Genomic DNA, 16525 nt, shown 5'->3' with positions numbered 1-16525 from the left:
TCCGCGGACGGGCCTTCCGACATGGCACGGACTCCCCTAGGCTGCCAAGCGCCGCCTCGTCACGACCAGCCTGAGAGTGAGACACCAGCGATGACCGCTGCTCGATTCCGCTTGCCGATCGCGTTGATCGCCGCCGCCGCTTTGTTCCTCCTCGGTGCCCTCGTGGGGCTTCCCGTGGCCACGGCCACGCCGGGCGCCACCATCACGACCAGCGACGAGCAGGTTTGCCCGGACGAGAAAGACGGGTGGATCAAGACCGAGGACATCGACGAGACCACGTTCGAGGTGACGGCGTCCGAGGGCTACCTGATCACGAAGATCTGCGTGAAGGCGGCGAACGACGGGGTCACGTACATCACGCTGGACGAGCCGGTCGCCGAGTACCTGGTCGAGTCCCCGGCAACCAACAACAACGGCCAGGTGCAGGAGATCAGCCACGTCTCCGTCCTGGAGGTCAAGATCGAGCCGTCGCCGTCGCACTCGCCGGCCCCGTCGACGTCGCCGTCGGTGTCCCCCTCGCCCTCGATGTCGCCCTCCCCGTCGATGGAGCCGTCGGAGGAGCCCTCGATGGAGCCGTCGGAGGAGCCCTCGATGGAGCCGTCGGAGGAGCCCTCGATGGAGCCGTCGGAGGAGCCCTCGACCGAGCCGTCGGAGCAGCCGTCCACCGAGCCCTCGACCGACGTCTCCGACGAGCCGTCCCCGGGCGACAGCATGGAGCCCACCACGGACGAGCTCCCGCAGACCGGTTCCGAGGTCACGGCCATCGCGATCGGGGCGCTCGCGCTGATCGCCGCCGGTGGCACCTTCCTCTGGATGCGCCGCCGGGCCTGATCGCCTGACGTTCTTCGAGGGCCCGACCGGGAGCTTCCCGGTCGGGCCCTCGCCGTCTGTCCTCGGAGCGGGGCGACGCGGCGTTCCAGACGTGACCTGGGGGTGCTACGGCCGACGGCACGCAGAACGCCGCGACGAGCCGTCGCTCGTCACCGGCCGACGGGCGTCCGCGTCTCCGGTGCGGCGTGGCGTGCGGACCCGGAACCGCCCCGCGACCGGTCTCGCGCGGCCAGCGTGAACCGCGCCCACACGCGCTTCTCCCAGGCGGAGTCGCGGTACCAGCCGACCTCGTCGGCGACACGCAGCGCCAGCTGGAGGCCGAATCCGCCCTCACCCAGATCGCGGTGCGGGCTGAGCACGGGCGGGAGGTCGGGGCGCTGGTCCGTCACGGAGACGACGACGGTCGCGCCGTCGCAGCGCAGCTCGACCCGTGCCGGCCCGTCCGCGTGCTCCAGCGCGTTGGACGCCAGCTCGTTGGCGATGAGGACCACGTGGTCCGGGCTCGCACCCGAGGGGGCGAAGCAGTCGCAGTCCACCGCTTCCATCCGTTGCAGGGCGCGGTCGAGGTCCGTGCGGATACGCGCGAGGTCTCCCGGGGAGTCGATCGCCCATCGGGCCATGACCGTGTTCGGGGATCCGCTCGTCATCCCGTGACACCGCCCCGGACGAGCATTGCTACCCCTCACGATTGGCGGACTTCGAGACTGACCCGCCGTCGAGCCTACAATGCGCCGGACGGGACCGCCTGACGGCCTTTCGCCGAGTCGGCGGACTCAGCGGAACCGCTGGACCGCCTGCGGTGCCGCCTCGGCAAGCTCCTGCACCACCGGGTGCGTCGCGGTCGCCAGCACCTGCGAGAGGCTCCCGGAGGTCACGAAAATGCCGTCGGCGAGCACGTGCACCGTCGGGCAGAGTCGCTCCACCAGCTCCAGGTCGTGGGTCACCAGCAGCACGGCGGTGCCCTGGGCCGAGGTTGCCTCGCCCAGCCGGCGCACGACCTCACCGCGCATCGCCGGGTCGACGGCGGTCAGGGGCTCGTCCAGCAAGAGGGCGTCCGGGCGGGTCGCCAGCGCGGAGGCGAGCGCGACGCGCTGTTTCTCGCCCCCGGAGAGCGTGCCGATCTGCCGGGGCGCGAAACGCGGCTCGAGGGCGACGTCGGCCAGCAACTCCTCGACGGTGCGGCCCGAGGGGCGGCCGGCCTTGCGGGCGTCGGTCAGGGCCTTGCCGAGCACGCGGTCGACGGTCCAGCGGGCGTCGGCGTCGGCGATGCCCTCCTGGGTGACGCGGCGGACCTGGGTGCGGAAGGCCTTCTTGTCGCGCAGCCCGATGCGGCTCACGGTGCGGCCGTGCCAGGTGGCGTGACCGCTGGTGGGCCGGACACGGCCGACCAGCGCGCGCACGATCGTGGACTTGCCGGCCCCGGACGGCCCGACGATACCGACGGGAGCGGAACCGGTCGTGAGCTCGAGGTCGATGTCGCGCACGACGTCGGGGCCGCCGTAGCCGGCCGAGAGGCCGGTGGCGCGCAGGATCGGGGTGGTGTTCGAGCTCATCGGGACCTTCGGGGTGCAGGGGAGTGGTGGACCGCCGGAGGACAGGGTTCCGGCGGGCCACACGGTACGACGAACGGAGGCCGCAGGCGGTTCCCGCTCGACGGAGCAGCCGTCAGGACCCGTCGAGCGCCCGGCGCATCAGCACGCGCGGGAACCCGTCGAGCGTCGACGACGTCGCGGCGACGACCGTGAAACCCGCCTGCTCGAACATCTCCCGGGTGCCGACGTAGGCCATGGTGGTGTCGATGCGCTCGCCCTGGTTGTCCAGCGGGTAGGCCTCGACCGCCGGTGCGCCGCGGTCGCGGGCGAACCGGACCGCCCCTTCGATCAACGGGGCGGTCAGCCCGGTCCGGCGGTACCCGGGCCGCACGCGCAGGCACCACAGGGACCACGCGTCGACGTCGTCGACGTGCGGGATGCGGCGGTTCGTCGCGAACGACGTGTCGGCGCGGCGGTGGATCGCGGCCCAGGCGACGGGCTCGCCGTCCAGGTAGGCGACGACGCCGGGAGGGGGATCCTGCGCGCAGAGCTCGCGGACGCGCTCGCCGCGGGCCGGCCCACGCAGGCGCCGGCTCTCCGTCGAGCCGATCCGGTAGCTCAGGCAGAAGCAGACGGTCGCGTCGGGACGCCGCGGTCCGACGATCGCGGCGACGTCCTCGAAGACGGTCGCGGGGCGCACGTCGACGTCCGCCGGCGTCGGTGCGGCGGGGTCGGGGACCGGCATCCACTCACCTCCCGGACGTGTCGCCCGGAGCGCTCCGGACGCCTCCAGTCCTAGCGGGTCCCGCCGGGCCCGGCAACGGGACGCCGGAGCGGGCGTCCCGTCGCCCGGTCGTCAGGCGGCGACCTGCAGACCGGTGCCCCGCACGGCCTGCTCGAGCACCTGGGCGTAGCCGGACAGCATCCGCACGTGGCTGAACCGCTGCCGGGCCGCGGTGAGCGCCCCGCGCAGCTCCCCGCGCCGGGCGGCGGCCTCGATCCACGTCTCGGCGATCTCGGCGGCGTCGAAGCCCGTCACGAACCCGATGCGCTCGACCAGCCGCGCGCTGTCGCCGACGGGCGTGGTCACGGGGACCGCGCCGCTCATGGCGCCCTCGATGAGGCACAGCGGCGCGGCCTCGCCGTAGGCCGAGGTGAGAGCGACGACGTCGGCCATCGCGTAGACGTTCTCCATGTCGCGGCGCACGCCGAGGGTGTGGACCCGGGCGAGCAGGTCGGGGCGGTCCCCGAACGACCGGTCGAGCAGCTCCGCCAGTCCGGTGTTGTCCCGCGTCATGCCGGCGCCGCACATCATGACGTGGCCGGAGTCGTCGCGCTCCAGGAACTCCCGCGCGGCGGCGACGAAGAGCCTCGGGTTCTTCATCGCGTCGTAGCGGGCCGCGTAGGCGACGAGGGTCGCGTCGGCCGGGATACCGGCCGATCCCCGCAGCGCCAGCCGGCGCACGCGGCGCAGCGGGTGGAACCGCGTGAGGTCGATGCCGTTGGGGACCACCTTGAGCAGGTGCTCCGGGACGCCGGCCGCGGCGTAGGCGTCACGGGTCGACTCGGCGCAGCACACCGCTGCCGCGAGCAGCCCGCTGTCGGCGGCGGTACGCAGGTCGTCCAGGGCCGCGCCGGAGTTCTCCGGGTCGGAGCGGTGCAGGCACGCCACCACCGGACGGTCCGGGAACCCGGCCGCGTTCGCCAGGCGCAGCGGCTGCTCCTTGAGCGACAGGACGACGTCGGCCCCCGTCGCCTCGCGGCGGGCGATCTCCATCTCGGCGTCGGTGAAGACGCGCGGGTCGTGGTCGTCGTCCGTCGACCGGCCCAGCGTCGAGATGCGGACGCCCGCGGCGCGCAGCGCGAGGAACCGGGGGTCGTCCTCCATCCGTTGCAGCATGGTCTCGCGGCGCACGGCGCTGTACAGGCTGAGCGCCGAGTGCTGCTGGTGGCCGTGCGCGTGGAGACCCGACACCACTGTCGAGTGCAGCACGCGGGCGCCACCGGAGAAGAAACCCTCGTAGAGGGACAGGACACGCAGTGAACTGTGTTCGAACACCTCGACCACCTCCTGGGACCACGGTGAAGCCACGTGATGTGGCAGGGATGACCGTCGTGTTAAGTCTTCATGACACTTCAGAGGGCGCTGCCTGAGGCAACCCCGGTGCGGGGTCGCGCGACGGCGCGCGGTGCGTCTGGCTTCGACAGGTCAGGAGGGCGGCAGCACGGAGGAGGTTCGGCGCGGGGAGCACGACGATCAGGCACAGGTTAGGCCACGGAACGGATCTCCTGCTCGGCGACGCTCGGGGTGAGAGGTCGGCAGCCGAGCTCCGTCCACCGGCGCACGAGCTCGGGCTCGGCGCGCATCAGACCCCAGCCGCGTCGCAGCAGCGTGAACGGGGGTTTGCGCGACTCCGCCAGGTCGCGCAGCAGCCGGAACCAGAACGTCACGAGGCGGGGCCGCGCCAGGCAGATCGCGTCGGCGAGGATGCCCTCGGCGCGCAGGTCGGCCACGAGCTCGGCGGCGAAGACGCCCTCGGCGAGCACGACCTTCTCGCCGTGCGCGTCGACCACCGCGTCGCCGGTGCGTCGCGACGTCGGGATGTCGTAGACCGGCACCTCGGTCCGGCCCGTGGCGGCGAGCGTGCGCAGCGCCTCCAGGGCGGCGTCGTGGTCCCAGCTCGCCGGGTCGTCCCAGTCGACGATGCCGAAGGCCCGCGGCATCCCGGGGTGGTCGTGGTCGCGGTAGAAGTCGTCCAGCATGACGACGGGCAGCCCGAGCCGGCGCGTCAGGGCGGACTTGCCGCTGCCCGAGGCCCCGGTGAGCAGCACGATCCGGGTGATCGGGCGGCGGGCCTCGGCGGGGACGTCGAAGAGGGCGTCGGACGCGCGTGCGGAAGCAGGCAGATCGCTGTCGGTCACGGAACCCCATTGTGCCGGTCGGGCCCGGACGGTTGATCGGCGCGCCGTCGCGCGGACCATTGCGAAACCGTTATCGATAACGATATCTTCGCGTTGTCCGGTGGACAGGTGAGCCGCCGGGCTCCCTCCAAGGAAGGAACAACGATGTCCCATCCCTCGAGCACGAAGCGTGCGGTCGCCGTCGCGGCCTCGACGCTCACCGCTCTCGCCCTCACCGGCACCGCGGTCCAGGCCTCCCCGCCGGAGGCGACCCTGCGCGCCGAGGCGCCCCAGGACCTCAAGATCGGCAGCGCCGTCTGGGCCCAGCGCGACCTCCTCGATGCCGACCCCCAGAACCCGACCGAGTTCCAGCAGATCCTCGCCTCGGAGTTCGACTCGCTCACCGCCGAGAACGACATGAAGTGGGCCGAGATCCACCCCGAGCCGGACGTCTACGACTTCTCCGGTGCGGACGCCCTCATGGCCTTCGCGCGGGCCAACGGCCAGGAGGTCCGGGGGCACACCCTGCTGTGGCACAGCCAGAACCCGGACTGGGTGACCGAGGCGAGCGAGACCTGGACCTGCGACGAGGCGCGTGACGTCCTCGAGGACCACGTCCGCACCGTGGTGGGCCGCTACGCCGGTGACATCTACGAGTGGGACGTGGCCAACGAGCTCATCCAGGACGAGTGGGACGCGGGCGGTGTGCAGCTGCGCACCGAGGCCAACCCGTTCCTCAAGGCCTGCTCCGAGGACCCGGTCGGCCTCATCGGTGACGTCTTCCGGTGGACGCACGAGGAGGACCCGGAGTCCGTGCTGTTCCTCAACGACTACAACGCGGAAGGCATCAACGCCAAGACCGACGCCTACTACGCGCTGGCCCAGGAGCTGCTCGCCGACGGCGTGCCGCTGCAGGGCTTCGGAGCCCAGGGCCACCTGAGCCTGCAGTACGGTTTCGACGAGTCCATCCAGGCGAACTTCGAGCGGTTCGCCGACCTCGGTCTCAAGGTGGCGATCACCGAGGCCGACGTCCGCATGCCGCTCGGCGAGGACGGCGAACCGACCGCCGAGCAGATCGCCCTCCAGGCCGAGCGCTACGACAAGATGCTGCAGGCCTGCCTGAACGTCGCCTCCTGCACCAGCTTCACGGTCTGGGGCTTCGACGACGGCCGGTCCTGGGTCCCGGGCGTCTTCCCCGAGGGGTACGCGACCATCATGACCGAGGACTACGAGAAGAAGCCCGCGTACGACGTGCTGCTCGACAGCCTCACCGAGGCCACCCCCGGGAAGTCCCCGCGGACCCCGCCGGGTCTGAACAAGTAAGGACGGACCGCCGAGGGGCACCGGGGGCGCAGCACGGTTGCTGCGCCCCCCGGTGCCCGTGCGTTCAGGGGGACGGCGACACGAGAAGCACGTGCAGCGTGCGCGGTCCGTGCACCCCTTCGACGCGGTCGAGCTCGATGTCGCTGGTGGCGCTGGGGCCCGAGATCCAGGTCTGCGGCCGTTCGGGATGCTTGGCGAGCCGGCGGACCATCTCGGGCACGGTCTGGACGACCTGGTCGGTCCGTACGACGCACAGGTGCACGTCGGGCACCAGGGAGATCGCCCGACGGCCCTGGTCGGCCTCGGCGTCGAGCACGACGGTGCCGGTCTCGGAGCAGGCGACCCGGGCGGCGGTGAGCACAGCGGCGACCTCGTCCAGGTCGAGCGCGGTCGTCGGTGCGTCGGGGGAGTCCCGGTGCACGCTGATGTCGCGCGGAAGGGCCTCGAGCCACCGGTCGTCGAGTCCGGGCGGCACGACGACGGACGGCGCGCCACCGAGGTCGCCGACCAGGCGCGCCACCTCCGCGGGCAGCTCGTCCGCCGTGACGCGGTGGACGTGGGCCCGGTAGTCCTCCAGCCGGTCGACGAGCTGCTCGACGGCGGCCCGCGACCCGGGTGCGTCGGCCCCGGCGGTCCGGTACTCCCGCGGCGCGTCCACGGCGGCGGGCGCCGTGCCGACGCGCCCGGCCGGCGTCGTGCCTGTTCCGGCCTCGCCGAGCGCGGCCCGGATCCGGCGCAGCACGCCCTCGCGCGCGCTCATCGCTCGCCCCCGTCCTTCTCGTGCTCGGCCATCCACTGCCGGAACGTCTGCCGCGGCGGCGCGGGCAGGTCCCGTGACCGGGTCCACGCGGACGCCGGTGGCGGCGCCGTCGAGAGGACGCCGTCCCGTCCGCCCACCACGTGCCCGAGCGTGGCGGCGCGACCCGCGAGGCCGAACCGGTCGCCGTCGGACATCACCCAGGAGGCCGCCTTCATCGCGGCGCGCCACGGGTCGACGGCGCGGCCGCGGTCGGCATCGACCTCGCGGGCCCGTAGGTCCACGAGGATCGAGGGGATGTCGATCTTCACCGGGCACACGTCGGAGCAGGCGCCGCACAAGGTCGAGGCGTAGGGGAGTGCGGCGTTGACGTCGTCGGTGCCGGACATGCCGCCGGACGACGCCGTGAGCTGCGGGGTGAGGATCGCGCCGATCGGGCCGGGGTAGACCGAGCCGTAGGCGTGCCCGCCGACCCGTTCGTACACCGGGCACACGTTGAGGCACGCCGAGCAGCGGATGCAGTGCAGGGCGGAGCGGCCCACCTCGTCGGCCAGCACGTCGGTGCGGCCGTTGTCGAGGAGCACCAGGTGGAACTCCTGCGGCCCGTCGCCCGGGGTGACGCCCGTCCACAGGGAGGTGTACGGGTTCATGCGCTCGCCGGTGGAGGACCGCGGCAGGAGCTGCAGGAACACCTCGAGGTCGGAGTACGTGGGGATGAGCTTCTCGATGCCCATCACCGTCACGAGGGTCTCGGGCAGCGTGAGGCACATGCGCCCGTTGCCCTCGGACTCGACGACGGCGAGGGTGCCGGTCTCCGCGACGCCGAAGTTGGCGCCGCTCACGGCGACCTTGGCCGAGAGGAACTTGCGCCGCAGGTGCGCCCGGGCCGCCATCGCGAGCTCGCGCGGCACGTCGGACAGGTCCTCGGGGGCGTCGCCCATGCGCCGGCGGAAGATGTCGCGGATCTCGGCTCGGTTGCGGTGGATCGCCGGCACGAGGATGTGGGAGGGCATGTCGTCGGCGAGCTGCACGATGAGCTCGGCCAGGTCGGTCTCGATCGCTGCGATGCCCTCGGCCGCCAGGTGCTCGTTGAGGCCGATCTCCTGGGTGGCCATCGACTTGACCTTGACGACCTCGTCGGCCTCCTGGGCCCGCGCGATCTCGGTGACGATGCGGTTGGCCTCGGCGGCGTCCCGTGCCCAGTGCACGACGCCGCCGCGCGCGGTGACGTTCTTCTCGAGCCGGGCCAGCAGGTCGGGCAGGTTCGCCAGGACCTGCTGCTTGACCGCCGAGCCCGTGTCGCGCAGCGCCTCCCAGTCCGGGACCTCACTGACGACGGCCGCCCGCTTGGCGCGGATGGTCCGGGTGGCGTGGCCGAGGTTGCGGCGGAGCTGGTCGTCCTGCAGCGTCTGCCGCGCCGCCGCGGGGAACGCCTCGCCCCAGCGCAGCGGCTCGTCGGGGTGGGGGACCGGGCCGAACGGCTCGGAGCCCTCGGGCGCCGCGTCGTCGGACCGGCGCCGGACGCCCGGGATGCCGAGGAACGTGCTCATCGGGTCACCTCCACGGTGTCGGCGCCCGTGCGGACGCGGGGCAGCGGGGTCGGTTCCTCCCGGGTGGAGGCGAGGATCTCCGCGAGGTGCAGCGTCCCGATGCCGGCACGCTGCCGGGAGAGCCCGCCGCCGATGTGCATCAGGCAGGACGTGTCCCCGGCGGTGACGACGGCGGCCCCCGTGCCGCGGACGTTCGCCGTCTTGTCCGCCAGCATCGCGGCCGAGGTGTCGGCGTTCTTCAGGGCGAACGTGCCGCCGAACCCGCAGCACGACTCGGCCTCGGGCAGCTCGACGAGGTCGATGCCCCCGACGGCGCGCAGCAGGCGCAGCGGCCGGTCGCCGACGCGGAGCATGCGCAGCGAGTGGCAGGTCGGGTGGTAGGTGACGCGGTGCGGGAACCAGGCGCCGACGTCGGTGACCCCGAGCACGTCGACCAGCAGCTCGGACAGCTCGTAGGTCCGCGCGGCCACCGCCTCGGCGGTGGCGGCGAGGTCGTCGAGCCCGGCCCGGCGGCAGACCATCGCCTGCTGGTGACGCACGGACCCGGTGCAGGAGCCGGAGGGGATGACGACGGCGTCCCACGCGCCGTCGGCCACCGGCGCGAAGGTCTCGACGTGGTTGCGCACGACGGGGACGGCCTCCTCGACGTAGCCGGTGTTGATGTGCATCTGGCCGCAGCACGCCTGGCCGCGGGGGAAGACGACGTCGTGGCCGAGCCGTTCGAGCAGGCGCACGGTGGCGCGAGGGGCGCCGGGGAACAGGGTGTCCGCGAGGCAGGTCGCGGCCAGGGCGATGCGCACGGTCCGGCTCCTTCGGCGGGCTGGCAGGTGCACACCATGATGCCAGGTGTGGTCAGACCAGCGACTAGGATCGGGACGTGCGCACCCACGAGAAGGTCCTGGCCCGCATCGAGTCCGACCTGGCCGCCGGACGCTGGGCGCTCGGCGAGCGGCTCCCGGCCGAGCGGGCGCTCGCCGAGGAGCTGCAGGTCTCCCGCCCCTCGGTGCGCGAGGCGATCCGGATCCTCGAGGCCATGGGCATGATCCGCACCGCCGTCGGCTCCGGGCCGGACGCCGGGGCGACCGTCATCGACCGGCCCGCCGCCGGGCTCGGTGCGGCGGTCCGCCTGCACGTGGCCTCCGGGACCCTGCCGGTGCACGACGTCGTCGCCACCCGCGCGACGTTGGAGACCTGGGCGGTGCGCGAGGCGGCCGCCCGCAGCGGTGACACCGACGACGGCTGGGCGGCGGAGGCGACGCGGCTCCTCGAGGCCATGGAGGTGCCGGGCCTGGGCGTGGACGAGTTCGTCCGGCTCGACCAGGACTTCCACCTCGTCCTCGTGCGGCTCGCCGGCAACCAGCTCGTCGAGGCGATCCTGGCGGGGCTGCGCAGCGCCGTCGCGTCGTACGTGGCCCGCGGCGTGCAGCAGCTGCCGGCCTGGCCCGCCACGGCCGACCGCCTCTGCGGCGAGCACCGGGAGATCCTCGACGCCGTGGTCGCCGGGGACGTCGACCGTGCCGAGCGCGAGACGCGTGAGCACATCTGGGGCTTCTACCGGGAGACGGGGCTCGCCGGCGACGCCTCCGCCTCCTAGGACTCGAGGCGGGCGGACTCCGCGAACGACCCGCTCAGCGGGAGGTCCGGCACCAGCAGCGCCTGGACGGCGTGGTAGATGTCCGGCTTGCCGTCCCAGACCGTCGCCGACGGCTGGTCGTGGGCGTCCAGCTCGTGGTGCCACGACCCGCGGTCGGTGTCGACGAACCGCCGGCGCAGCAGGCCCCACCAGCTCGCGGCGAGCTCGCCGTAGCGGGACTCACCGGTCACCATGGCCAGCACCTCCGCGGCGGCGACGGCCTCCGCCGCCACCCAGTGGAACCGCCGGCGCTCGACGGGCGTCCCGGACCAGTCGACCGTGTAGACGAACCCGCGTCCGTCGAAGCCGTCCGCCAGGGCCCGGTCGAAGAGCTGGAGGGCGACCTCCGTGCGTCGTCCGGGGTGTCCCGTGGCGACGTCCAGCTGCAGCATCAGGCGGGCCCACTCGAAACCGTGGCCGGGGGTGGAGCCGTAGGGCTTGAAGGGGTCGCGCGGGCGGTCGGCGTTGAGCTCGAGGTCGGGGGTCCAGTCGGCGGTGAAGTGCTCCGGGACGCGCCACCGGGTCGCCTCGGCCCACGCGGCGACCCGGTCGGTGACACGCACCGCCCGCTCCAGCCACCGGGGGTCCTCGGTCGCGTCGGCGGCGGCGAGCATCGCCTCGACGCCGTGCATGTTCGCGTTGATGCCCCGGTAGGTCGACAGCACCGTCCAGCTCCGGTCCCACTCGTCCACGAGCAGCCCGGCGCCGTCGTCCCAGAAGCGGCGGTCCAGCACGTGGAGCGCGTCGTCGAGCAGCGCGCCGGCTCCCGGGCGGCCGGCCTGGACCGCGGAGGAGGCGGCGAGGACGACGAACGCGTGGGCATAGGCGGCCTTGGTGCCGTCCAGGGCGTCCCCGGGCCCGACGGAGGCGAACCAGCCCCCGTGCTCGGCGTCGTGGAGCGGGCCGGACAGCCCGCCGAGCGCGCGGTCGGCGAGGGTCCCGCAGCCGGGGGCGCCGAGCAGCTCGCCCAGCGCGTAGGTGTGGGCCATCCGCGCGGTGATCCACGTCTGTGCCGGTCGTGAGGGGTCGGGACGTCCGCGGGCGTCGAGCCAGCGGGCACCGGAACCGTCGGGGAGGGAGGCGGCGCCGAAGGCGAGCAGGCGCCGCACCTCGGCGGCCCGCCACGGGCGTCCGTCCGGGGCGTCGACGCGATCGGCGGGTGCGGCGTCGTCGGTCACGGGTCGGTCCTCTCGGTCGGTCCGTGCCGCCGCGGCGGCGGCTCGCTGTCCCCAACCTAGGACACCGGCCACCGGGCCGCCCACGCCCAGCGCGTGCGGCGCCCTGCCGACCGGCCGGACCGAACCGCCGGGCGCCGGGCGGCAGGTGGCCGGCTGCTGGCAGGATGGGGCCGTGCTGCTCAAGGTGCTCGCGGTGGTCGTCCCGCTCGCGTTGGTCGGCGCCGTCAGCCCGATGATGCTGAGCGAGCAGACCTTCCTCCTCTCCGGCCGGGACGGACGGCGGGTCGCTGCGCGCTACGCCCTGGGCGTCGTCCTGACGCTGCTGGTCATCCTGTCCGCACTGGTGCTCTTCGGCCGTTCGCTCGCACTGCCGAAGGAGCCGACCCTGAGCGCCTCGCTCGACATCGTCCTCGGCTCGCTGCTGGTGCTCCTCGCCGTCGCCCTCGAGGTCCGCCGTCGCCGGCACCGACCGACGGAGCCCCGGAGCCGCGCACTGGGTCCCGGCGCCGCCTTCGGTTTCGGCGTGTTCTCCATGGCGACGAACTTCACGACCATGGCTGTCCTCGTCCCGGCCGCCAAGGAGATCGCCGCCGGTGGTCTCGAGGTCGTCGGTCGTGTCGTGGCGATCCTCGTCGTGGTCGTGGTGGCGTCCCTGCCGGCCTGGTTGCCCCTCGTCCTGACGCTGGTGGCGCCCGGGCCCGCCGGCCGGGGGCTGAAGGCCTTGGCGGACTTCGTCGCGAAGCGGGGCGCACAGCTGACGGTCGTCCTGGTGGCGGGGCTCGGGCTGTTCCTTGTCGGACGTGGCCTCGTCCACGTTCTCGGCGGCTGAGCCCGACGTCTCGCACTCCGGCCCCCGGGCGGAGGGCCGGGTCCGGCATGCCATGATCGGTGTCATGCTCTCGCTGCCTGCCGGCGCAGCCGGCTCCCGGATCGTCGGCCTCGGTCACCACCAGCCCGCCCGGGTGATGACCAACGACGACGTCGCCGAGCTCGTCGAGACGAACGACGAGTGGATCCGCTCGCGCACCGGCATCATCACCCGCCACGTCGCCGCCGACGACGTCACGGTCGCGGACATGGCCACCGCCGCGGCGGAGCACGCACTCGCCGACGCGGGGGTCGCGAACGACGACGTCGACCTGGTGATCGTGGCCACGACGACCGCGATGGACCGGTCGCCGAACACGGCCGGCCGGGTGGCCTACGCCTTGCGCACCGGTGTCCAGCCCGGGGCGAGCACGCCCGAGGGCGAGGAGGAGCCGGACCTGCGGGGCGTCGTCGGGCCGGGCGTCATCGACGTCAACACCGCCTGCTCGGGGTTCGCCTACGCCGTGGGTCTGGCCGACCAGGCCATCCGCACGGGCAGCGCCCGGACGGCCGTCGTGGTCGGGTCGGAGAAGCTGACCGCGGTCACCGACTGGTCGGACCGGTCGACCTGCATCCTCACCGCCGACGGGGCCGGGGCCGCCGTGCTCCAGGCCGCGGACTCCCCGGGTGTCGGGCAGGTCGTGTGGGGGTCCGAGCCGGAGATCACGCCGGCGGTGCGCATCGAGGCACCGGCGGAGCGGTTCGCCCAGGACGGCCGTGCGGTGTTCAAGTGGGCCATCACCCGGGCCGCCGAGCGGGCCCGCCGCGTCGTGGAGGCGTCGGGGCTGACGCTGGACGACGTCGAGGTCCTGGTCGCCCACCAGGCCAACCTGCGCATCATCGAGCCGCTGGCCAAGTCCCTCGGACTCGAGGACCGGGTCGTGGTCAGCGACATCACCGAGTCCGGCAACACCTCGGCGGCGTCGATCCCGCTGGGGCTGTCCAAGTGGTGGCACGACGGCCGGATCCCGGCGGGCGTGCCCGCGCTGCTGTTCGGGTTCGGTGGCGGGTTCACCTGGGCCGGCCAGGTGGTGACCACCCCGCAGCGGTGAGCCCGCCAGGAGAGACGCGGCACCCCGGAGGCTCGGCATGACGGACTACGGACACGAGATCGTCGTCGGGGCGTTCATCACGCCGTCGAACGCCGATCCGCAGGGCCCGGTCCGCCTCGCCCGGACCGCCGAGTCCGCCGGGCTGGACCTCGTCACCTTCCAGGACCACCCCTACCAGCCGCGGTTCCTCGACACCTGGACGCTGATCTCCTACGCCGCGGCCGTCACGGAACGGATCCACCTGGCCGGCAACGTCCTCAACCTGCCGCTGCGCCAGCCCGCTGTGCTCGCCCGGTCCGTGGCGAGCCTGGACCTGCTCAGCGGCGGGCGCGTCGACCTGGCCCTCGGCGCCGGCGGGTTCTGGGACGCGATCGCGGCGATGGGCGGGGCGCGGCTCACCCCCGGGGAGTCCGTGACCGCGCTGAGCGAGGCGATCGAGATCGTCCGGGGCATCTGGGACGCCGGTGAGCGGACGCCCCTGCGCGTCGAGGGGGAGCACCACCGGGTCACCGGGGCCAAGCGAGGCCCGACGCCCGCGCACGACGTGCCCATCTGGGTCGGTGCCACCAAGCCGCGCATGCTGCGTCTGGTCGCCCGGCAGGCCGACGGCTGGCTGCCCTCGTACGGCTACCTGCAGGACGACGGCCTGGCTCGCGGCAACACGATCATCGACGAGACCGCCGAGGAGGTCGGTCGGCACCCGGCCGAGATCCGGCGGCTCCTCAACGTCGGCGGCGAGGTCACCGCCGACCGGCGTGGGTTCCTGAAGGGTCCGGTCGACCAGTGGGTCGAGGAGCTGGCCGGTCTGGCCCTGACCCACGGCGTCGGCACGTTCGTCGTGGCGACCGACGACCCGCGCATGCTCGAGGTGCTCGGCGAGGAGATCGCGCCCGCGCTCCGCGAGCTGGTGGCCCGGGAACGGACGACCGGCACCGCCTGACGGCTCCGGACCGGCGGGACCGTCCGCGACGGCGGGTCAGGCCGGGCCGACGGCACCCACGACGGCGGAGAACAGCACGGCTGCGAGGACGCCGAGACCGAGCAGCGCGCCCGCCAGCCCGCGTCCCACGCCCGGGTGCCCGTCGCGGTCGGCGACGTGGCTGCCGATCGATCCGAGCGTGAGGGCCGCCAGTCCCAGGGGTGCCGCCAGCCAGTCCCCGACGACCGGGACCAGGGCGCAGGGCAGGCCGGCGATCCCCAGCGCGAGCGACCACTCCACGGCGCGGGGTGCGTGCGCGCGGGCGGGTCCGTCGTCGTGCATCGCGCCTCCCCGACTGCCTGCTGCCCGCAGGAACCCGGCCGGTCCGGCGCGGTGATCTCGATCCTGCTCGTGCGTCGATCCTACGCGCCGGGTGCTCCCGCCCACCGGGCCGGTGCGTGCCAGGATGAGGCCATGCCTCTCGCCGACCACACGGGCACCTGCTGGTTCGTCGGGCTGACGACGCTCGACGTCGTGCACCGGGCCGCGGGCCGCCCGGACCGGGACGAGAAGGTCACAGCCTCGCGGCAGGACGTCGCGGCGGGCGGTCCGGCCGCCAACGCCGCCGTGACGGCGGCCGCGCTCGGGGCGCGCGCCGTGCTGGTCACCGCGCTCGGCGACAGCCCGGTGGCCCGTGCCGCCCGCGCCGACCTGGAGACCCACGGGGTCGAGGTGCACGACGTCGTCGCGCCGGGCCAGGACGTCCCGCTCGCCGTGTCCGCGGTGCTGGTCGACGAGGCCACGGGGGAGCGGTCGGTCGTCTCGGCGGACGCGGCGCTCGCGGAGGCCCCGCCGCCGAGATTCCTCGGCGACCTCCCGCACCCGGACGTCGTCCTGTTCGACGGTCACCACCCCGTGATCGCGGGTGCCGCCGTCGGGCACCTGGAGAACCGCGCCCCGCGGCCCCTCGTCGTCCTCGACGCCGGGCGCTGGCGGCCCCTGTTCGCCGAGCTGCTGCCCGTGGCCGACGTGGCGGCGGTGTCCGCGCGGTTCGCGGTCCCCGGGCACGACGACGTGACCGCCGGGGCGCACGATCTCGGGGCGCGCGGGGTGGTGGTCACCCACGGCGACGGCCCGGTCGAGTGGTCCTCGGGCGACGAGACCGGCACCGTCCCCGTCCCGGCGGTCGAGGCCCGGGACACCCTCGGGGCCGGTGACGCGTTCCACGGAGCCCTCGCCGTGGCGCTCGCCGGCGGTGCCGCGCTGCCCGAGGCCTGCGTGACGGCGGTCGAGGTCGCCGGGACGCGGGTGCGGCACGTCGGCCCGCGGTCCTGGCTGGCCGAGGTCCGGCGATGAGGTGCACGACGGCGGAGCTCGTGGAACGGGCCCGGGCACTCGTCGTGCCGGGGGAGCGGGCGATCCTGGGGATCGTCGGGGCACCCGGGTCCGGCAAGTCGACCCTCGCTCAGCGGCTCGTCGAGGCGCTCGGTCCGCACGCGGCCGTGGGCGTCGGGATGGACGGGTTCCACCTGTCGGACGCGGTCCTGGCCGCGCACGGCAGCCGGGAGCGGAAGGGTGCGATCGACACCTTCGACGACGCCGGGTACGCCGCCCTGGTCGCGCGGCTCGCGGACGCCCGTCCCGGCGACCGGCCGATCTACGCGCCGGTGTTCCGGCGCGAGATCGAGGAGCCGGTCGCCGCGGGCGTCGAGGTGCCCGCCGAGATCCCGCTCGTGGTCACCGAGGGCAACTACCTGCTGGCCGGCACCGGGGCCTGGCCGGCCGCCCGGGCCCGCATGACCGAGGTCTGGTACGTCGAGGTGGCCGAGGACCTGCGGCTGGCCCGGCTCGAGGAGCGGCACCGCGTGTTCGGCAAGAGCCCGGCCGACGCCGCCGTCTGGGCCCGCGGGTCGGACCAGGTCAACGCGGAGCTGATCGCCCGGACACGGGGTGCGGCGGACCTGGTGGTCGAGCTCGGGTGA

At 74.0% G+C, this 16525-nt stretch carries 18 protein-coding genes; 8 read left to right on the top strand and 10 right to left on the bottom strand.

The window, feature by feature from the left end:
- Nucleotides 1-90 precede the first annotated feature (90 nt).
- Complete coding sequence (locus tag Q6349_RS01920; protein WP_304602618.1) at nt 91-831, top strand: LPXTG cell wall anchor domain-containing protein; 741 nt, start codon at nt 91-93, stop codon at nt 829-831.
- Between the two features lie 149 nt (nt 832-980).
- Here the strand turns inward: Q6349_RS01920 and Q6349_RS01915 are convergent, their stop codons facing one another.
- The 5 genes from Q6349_RS01915 to Q6349_RS01895 form a co-directional block, all read right to left on the bottom strand.
- Nucleotides 981-1478, bottom strand: coding sequence for an ATP-binding protein (locus Q6349_RS01915; RefSeq protein ID WP_304602617.1), 498 nt, complete (start codon nt 1476-1478; stop codon nt 981-983).
- Nucleotides 1479-1604: 126 nt separating this feature from the next.
- The gene (locus tag Q6349_RS01910; RefSeq protein WP_304602616.1) at nt 1605-2384 is read right to left on the bottom strand and encodes an ABC transporter ATP-binding protein; all 780 of its coding nucleotides are present in this window, start codon (nt 2382-2384) and stop codon (nt 1605-1607) included.
- A 112-nt stretch (nt 2385-2496) separates the two neighbouring features.
- Nucleotides 2497-3108 (bottom strand): GNAT family N-acetyltransferase, encoded by a 612-nt coding sequence (locus tag Q6349_RS01905; RefSeq protein WP_304602615.1) that lies wholly within the window; start codon nt 3106-3108, stop codon nt 2497-2499.
- Between the two features lie 111 nt (nt 3109-3219).
- The gene (locus tag Q6349_RS01900) at nt 3220-4455 is read right to left on the bottom strand and encodes a glycosyltransferase (RefSeq protein WP_304602614.1); all 1236 of its coding nucleotides are present in this window, start codon (nt 4453-4455) and stop codon (nt 3220-3222) included.
- Nucleotides 4456-4631: 176 nt separating this feature from the next.
- Nucleotides 4632-5285: a uridine kinase gene (locus tag Q6349_RS01895; protein ID WP_304602613.1), complete on the bottom strand. Its 654-nt coding sequence runs from the start codon at nt 5283-5285 to the stop codon at nt 4632-4634.
- Nucleotides 5286-5429: 144 nt separating this feature from the next.
- On the opposite strand from Q6349_RS01895, the gene Q6349_RS01890 reads away from it, so the two are divergent.
- A complete protein-coding gene (locus Q6349_RS01890) occupies nt 5430-6587 on the top strand; it encodes an endo-1,4-beta-xylanase (RefSeq protein ID WP_304602612.1) in 1158 nt (385 codons plus the stop codon).
- A gap of 64 nt (nt 6588-6651) precedes the next feature.
- Here Q6349_RS01890 and Q6349_RS01885 read toward each other — a convergent pair whose 3' ends face one another.
- From Q6349_RS01885 to Q6349_RS01875, 3 genes are read right to left on the bottom strand one after another with little or no spacing between them, the layout of a single operon-like run.
- The gene (locus Q6349_RS01885; RefSeq protein ID WP_304602611.1) at nt 6652-7347 is read right to left on the bottom strand and encodes a lactate utilization protein C; all 696 of its coding nucleotides are present in this window, start codon (nt 7345-7347) and stop codon (nt 6652-6654) included.
- Nucleotides 7344-8894 carry a LutB/LldF family L-lactate oxidation iron-sulfur protein gene (locus Q6349_RS01880; protein ID WP_304602610.1) on the bottom strand — a complete coding sequence of 517 codons (1551 nt, stop codon included), beginning with the start codon at nt 8892-8894 and terminating at the stop codon, nt 7344-7346. The genes Q6349_RS01885 and Q6349_RS01880 overlap by 4 nt, the downstream gene beginning before the upstream one ends.
- Nucleotides 8891-9694 (bottom strand): (Fe-S)-binding protein, encoded by an 804-nt coding sequence (locus Q6349_RS01875; RefSeq protein ID WP_304602609.1) that lies wholly within the window; start codon nt 9692-9694, stop codon nt 8891-8893. The genes Q6349_RS01880 and Q6349_RS01875 overlap by 4 nt, the downstream gene beginning before the upstream one ends.
- 77 nt (nt 9695-9771) lie before the next feature.
- On the opposite strand from Q6349_RS01875, the gene Q6349_RS01870 reads away from it, so the two are divergent.
- Nucleotides 9772-10488 carry a FadR/GntR family transcriptional regulator gene (locus Q6349_RS01870; RefSeq protein WP_304602608.1) on the top strand — a complete coding sequence of 239 codons (717 nt, stop codon included), beginning with the start codon at nt 9772-9774 and terminating at the stop codon, nt 10486-10488.
- Here the strand turns inward: Q6349_RS01870 and Q6349_RS01865 are convergent.
- Nucleotides 10485-11705, bottom strand: a complete 1221-nt coding sequence (locus Q6349_RS01865) for an AGE family epimerase/isomerase (RefSeq protein WP_304602607.1) — start codon at nt 11703-11705, stop codon at nt 10485-10487. The two genes, Q6349_RS01870 and Q6349_RS01865, sit on opposite strands and share 4 nt — an antisense overlap.
- 172 nt (nt 11706-11877) lie before the next feature.
- Here Q6349_RS01865 and Q6349_RS01860 point away from each other — a divergent pair, with 172 nt between their 5' ends.
- The 3 genes from Q6349_RS01860 to Q6349_RS01850 all read left to right on the top strand — a co-directional run bounded on the left by Q6349_RS01860 (nt 11878) and on the right by Q6349_RS01850 (nt 14564).
- The gene (locus Q6349_RS01860) at nt 11878-12534 is read left to right on the top strand and encodes a GAP family protein (RefSeq protein ID WP_304602606.1); all 657 of its coding nucleotides are present in this window, start codon (nt 11878-11880) and stop codon (nt 12532-12534) included.
- Between the two features lie 64 nt (nt 12535-12598).
- Nucleotides 12599-13624 carry a beta-ketoacyl-ACP synthase III gene (locus Q6349_RS01855; protein ID WP_304602605.1) on the top strand — a complete coding sequence of 342 codons (1026 nt, stop codon included), beginning with the start codon at nt 12599-12601 and terminating at the stop codon, nt 13622-13624.
- A gap of 37 nt (nt 13625-13661) precedes the next feature.
- Entirely contained in the window at nt 13662-14564 is a 903-nt protein-coding gene (locus Q6349_RS01850) for an LLM class flavin-dependent oxidoreductase (RefSeq protein ID WP_369810799.1), read from the top strand.
- A 36-nt stretch (nt 14565-14600) separates the two neighbouring features.
- Here the strand turns inward: Q6349_RS01850 and Q6349_RS01845 are convergent, their stop codons facing one another.
- Nucleotides 14601-14885 carry a hypothetical protein gene (locus tag Q6349_RS01845; RefSeq protein WP_304602604.1) on the bottom strand — a complete coding sequence of 95 codons (285 nt, stop codon included), beginning with the start codon at nt 14883-14885 and terminating at the stop codon, nt 14601-14603.
- A gap of 132 nt (nt 14886-15017) precedes the next feature.
- On the opposite strand from Q6349_RS01845, the gene Q6349_RS01840 reads away from it, so the two are divergent.
- On the top strand, nt 15018-15899 hold the full coding sequence (locus Q6349_RS01840; protein WP_304602603.1) for a PfkB family carbohydrate kinase: 882 nt from the start codon (nt 15018-15020) through the stop codon (nt 15897-15899).
- Nucleotides 15896-16525 carry a nucleoside/nucleotide kinase family protein gene (locus Q6349_RS01835; RefSeq protein ID WP_304602602.1) on the top strand — a complete coding sequence of 210 codons (630 nt, stop codon included), beginning with the start codon at nt 15896-15898 and terminating at the stop codon, nt 16523-16525. The genes Q6349_RS01840 and Q6349_RS01835 overlap by 4 nt, the downstream gene beginning before the upstream one ends.

The sequence above is a fragment of the Isoptericola sp. 178 genome (assembly GCF_030586525.1).
GTDB classification, from domain to species: domain Bacteria; phylum Actinomycetota; class Actinomycetes; order Actinomycetales; family Cellulomonadaceae; genus Isoptericola; species Isoptericola sediminis.
Note: the sequence above shows the minus strand (reverse complement) of the source record. Positions and strands in the feature narration are given on the sequence as shown.

What these genes read in the sequence shown, in the direction of transcription:
- Q6349_RS01885 (WP_304602611.1), bottom strand. Translation starts at nt 7,347, where the DNA reads ATGAGCGCGCGCGAGGGCGTGCTGCGCCGGATCCGGGCCGCGCTCGGC.
- Q6349_RS01845 (WP_304602604.1), bottom strand. Translation starts at nt 14,885, where the DNA reads ATGCACGACGACGGACCCGCCCGCGCGCACGCACCCCGCGCCGTGGAG.
- Q6349_RS01910 (WP_304602616.1), bottom strand. Translation starts at nt 2,384, where the DNA reads ATGAGCTCGAACACCACCCCGATCCTGCGCGCCACCGGCCTCTCGGCC.
- Q6349_RS01840 (WP_304602603.1), top strand. Translation starts at nt 15,018, where the DNA reads ATGCCTCTCGCCGACCACACGGGCACCTGCTGGTTCGTCGGGCTGACG.
- Q6349_RS01835 (WP_304602602.1), top strand. Translation starts at nt 15,896, where the DNA reads ATGAGGTGCACGACGGCGGAGCTCGTGGAACGGGCCCGGGCACTCGTC.
- Q6349_RS01905 (WP_304602615.1), bottom strand. Translation starts at nt 3,108, where the DNA reads ATGCCGGTCCCCGACCCCGCCGCACCGACGCCGGCGGACGTCGACGTG.
- Q6349_RS01855 (WP_304602605.1), top strand. Translation starts at nt 12,599, where the DNA reads ATGCTCTCGCTGCCTGCCGGCGCAGCCGGCTCCCGGATCGTCGGCCTC.
- Q6349_RS01880 (WP_304602610.1), bottom strand. Translation starts at nt 8,894, where the DNA reads ATGAGCACGTTCCTCGGCATCCCGGGCGTCCGGCGCCGGTCCGACGAC.
- Q6349_RS01890 (WP_304602612.1), top strand. Translation starts at nt 5,430, where the DNA reads ATGTCCCATCCCTCGAGCACGAAGCGTGCGGTCGCCGTCGCGGCCTCG.
- Q6349_RS01850 (WP_369810799.1), top strand. Translation starts at nt 13,662, where the DNA reads ATGACGGACTACGGACACGAGATCGTCGTCGGGGCGTTCATCACGCCG.
- Q6349_RS01915 (WP_304602617.1), bottom strand. Translation starts at nt 1,478, where the DNA reads ATGACGAGCGGATCCCCGAACACGGTCATGGCCCGATGGGCGATCGAC.
- Q6349_RS01920 (WP_304602618.1), top strand. Translation starts at nt 91, where the DNA reads ATGACCGCTGCTCGATTCCGCTTGCCGATCGCGTTGATCGCCGCCGCC.